This window comes from Plesiomonas sp. ZOR0011 (genome assembly GCF_000800945.1).
GTDB classification, from domain to species: Bacteria; Pseudomonadota; Gammaproteobacteria; order Enterobacterales; family CAMTGL01; genus Plesiomonas; species Plesiomonas shigelloides.
This window is the reverse complement of the sequence record NZ_JRKB01000054.1, coordinates 1-3,064: the sequence shown is the minus strand read 5'-3', so window position 1 is coordinate 3,064 and position 3,064 is coordinate 1. Positions and strand designations below refer to the sequence as shown.

At 52.3% G+C, this 3,064-nt stretch carries 2 protein-coding genes; both read right to left on the bottom strand.

Annotated features, from left to right (window positions below; genetic code table 11):
- Nucleotides 1–182: 182 nt before the first annotated feature.
- Nucleotides 183–1,367 (bottom strand): NupC/NupG family nucleoside CNT transporter, encoded by a 1,185-nt coding sequence (locus L975_RS09600; RefSeq protein WP_047708355.1) that lies wholly within the window; start codon nucleotides 1,365–1,367, stop codon nucleotides 183–185.
- A 336-nt stretch (nucleotides 1,368–1,703) separates the two neighbouring features.
- Nucleotides 1,704–2,897: a membrane protein gene (locus L975_RS09595; RefSeq protein ID WP_036769987.1), complete on the bottom strand. Its 1,194-nt coding sequence runs from the start codon at nucleotides 2,895–2,897 to the stop codon at nucleotides 1,704–1,706.
- Between the last annotated feature and the right edge of the window lie 167 nt (nucleotides 2,898–3,064).

Here is a 3,064-nt window from a genome sequence, read left to right as displayed (position 1 = left end):
CCCGGACGCGGAATCGAACCACGGACACGGGGATTTTCAATCCCCTGCTCTACCGACTGAGCTATCCGGGCAGCGCGTTGTGGGGCGTATTAAACGGGTTTTGGGCAGCTGAGTCAACACCCTTTTGCAATAAATCCGTCAGAATACGCCCGTTTGACTCATTTTTCAGCTAAATGGTTATTTTATAGCATTAAACCCGCAACCAGAGCCGACAACACGCTGACTAAGGTTGAGCCGTATAACAGACGCAGGCCAAAGCGTGACACCATATTACCGCGCTCTTCATCCAAACCTTTCACTGCGCCGGCAATAATGCCGATTGAGCTGAAATTGGCAAAAGAGACCAGGAAAATGGAGATAACCCCAACGGTGTGAGTGCTTAAGGTCGCCGCTTGTTTTTTCAGCTCCATCATCGCCACAAACTCGTTGGTGACCAACTTGGTGGCCATGATGCTACCGGCATGCAGCGCTTCGGCGTGTGGAATGCCCATCAGCCATGCTACAGGGTAGAACAGGTAGCCCAAGGTGTCTTGGAAGCTAATACCGAACAGGGCGCTGAAGATATGGTTAATCATCGAGATCAGCGCGATAAAACCAATCAGCATCGCCGCAACAATCACCGCCACTTTAAAGCCTGCCAGAATGTATTCGCCCAGCATTTCAAAGAAGGTCAGCTTGTGCTCGTCGGTTTCGATATTGGTCAGATCGTCTTCGGCTTCGCTGTCATACGGGTTGATAATTGACAGCACGATAAAGGTACTGAACATGTTTAAGATCAGCGCCGCCACCACATAGCGCGGTTCGATCAGCTGCATGTACGAGCCCACGATAGACATGGAAACCGTCGACATTGCGGTTGCCGCCATGGTGTACATCCGGCGCTCAGAGATGCGATGCAGCACGTTTTTATACGCGATGAAATTTTCCGATTGGCCGATGATCATGGCACTGATGGCGTTAAACGACTCAATCTTGCCCATGCCGTTGACCTTAGATAGCACTAAGCCAATAAAGCGGATCACCACCGGCAGTACGCGGATATGCTGCAAGATACCGATCAGCACCGAGATAAACACAATCGGCATCAGCACCAGCAAGAAGAAGCTGAACTCGCCTTTATTCAGCAGGCCGCCGAACACAAAGTTGGTTCCGTCACCGGCGTACTCCAGCAGTTTGTTAAAGACGTCCGACAGCCCAGTGACGAGGCTCAAGCCGACTGAAGAGTGCAGCAAGAAGTAGGACAGGAACAGCTCGATGACGATGAGCTGCGCGATGTAACGCAGTTTTATCTTCTTACGATCCTTGCTCGCCAGCAGAGCCAAGGCGAAGACCACAACAAGTCCTAGAACAAAATGAATAATTTTCATACATGAAATACCGAGTCGGCTCACAAAACGAGAAGCAAGATACTGGATTGTCGAATTTATAGTTTGAAGTGTATTACAAAAATACGAATGCTTACATTTGAATGGCGTTAGCTCACGGACAAAGGCTATTCAAGCGGTGAAAAATAGCGCTTAACTGGGAAAGTTTGGCCAGATATCTGGCAATTTTATCGATCCGTGATGGCCGAATGCGTTTCACGCTCGGCTTGAGCTTGAGTTGAATGCGGTATGACGGCTCAAGGTCACAAACAAAAACGCCCGGCTCGCAACGGCAATGCGAGTCGGGCGTCATCGTATATTGAGCTAATGCTTAGCGTATTAGCCGAACAGGACAAACAGCTGGTGAGCACTGATCCCGGCCACCAAACCACCCACGGTGTGTGCGGCAATGGCGCGAGAAGTCAGCGAGCGATAGCCCAGCGCATCCAGCATCGCGGTATGGGTGCTGAGAAAACCACTCCAACACATCCCCATCGCAGTGAAGACCGCAATTTCATTACCAGTGATCAGCCCTTTGCTGATAAACGGCGGCACCAGTGACATAGCCGCGCCCACCGCGCCGAGCGAGGTTGCCGGGAAGGCCACTAATTCTGGGTGCTTAAAGCCAAACAGGAAATCAAACACAAAACCTGCTTTAGCCGCCAGAGCTGGCAGCAGCGCCACCCCTTGGAAGGCTGCGCCGGTGTAGCCTTCAGGCCCTGGGCCAAAGGTCAGCAGCATCACAAAGGTGCTGATGATCAACACCCCTGGGATCACCGCCATGCCAAGCTCGACCCCGGATTTACCGCCATCCAGCAGCGAGTTCAAAATACGCAGCCATACTGGCGTATTCTCGCTGTTTTCTTCATGGCTTACCTGAAACTGCTCCAACTCGGAGGCTTCTGGCTGCTGGCAGTCTAACGGCTCATCACCGACCAGTGGGCGCACCATGCGCTGCATTAAGCGGGTGGTTACGACGGAGCCAATCAGCGCACCGGCCAGACCGAGCAGGGCGGCACGCACCGTATTGTGCTCAGGGCCTAACTGCAGAGTGGCCATAAAGGTCACCACAATCAGCCCCATGCCAAAGGCGGTACCGAAGTTGGTCAGCGAGATCAGCTGCCACGGGCGCAGGCCACGACGAAAACGCGCGTCTTTGGCTAAGCTAATCACCGCCGGGTTATCGGAGAAAAAGGTCATCAGACCGGCCAGCGCACAGCGCCCCGGCAGACGATAGATTGGGCGCATCAATGGCGCTAGCAGCACTTCCAGCAAGCGGATCACGCCGAACTCGCTCAGCAGTTGGCTTAATGCGCCAGAAAGTACCGTGATCCCCATAATGAACAGCACGGTATTGAGCAGCAGTTGGTGGGCGGTGTTGAAAATGGTGTTCACCATGGCCGACAGCCCCATCTGGTTACCCAGATAGCTGAATAATACGCCGAGAATAGATAAGACTAATACCGGTTCAACCCACTGTTTTATTCTTAATTTTTGAAGGATTTTGCTGTCGTCGGGTATTTGCGTAGTCATATCACATCTCTGGTTGATTTTAAGGCGGGAAGGATAACGCTTTCGCAGGGCTGGCGGCAACCAATAGACGCAACAAAAAAGCCCCGCTCAATGAGCAGGGCTTTCGAATTTGGCTCCTCTGACTGGACTCGAACCAGTGACATACGGATTAACAGTCCGCCGTTCTA

Coding starts and splice junctions, on each gene's coding strand:
- L975_RS09595 (WP_036769987.1), bottom strand. CDS start 2,897: ATGACTACGCAAATACCCGACGACAGCAAAATCCTTCAAAAATTAAGA.
- L975_RS09600 (WP_047708355.1), bottom strand. CDS start 1,367: ATGAAAATTATTCATTTTGTTCTAGGACTTGTTGTGGTCTTCGCCTTG.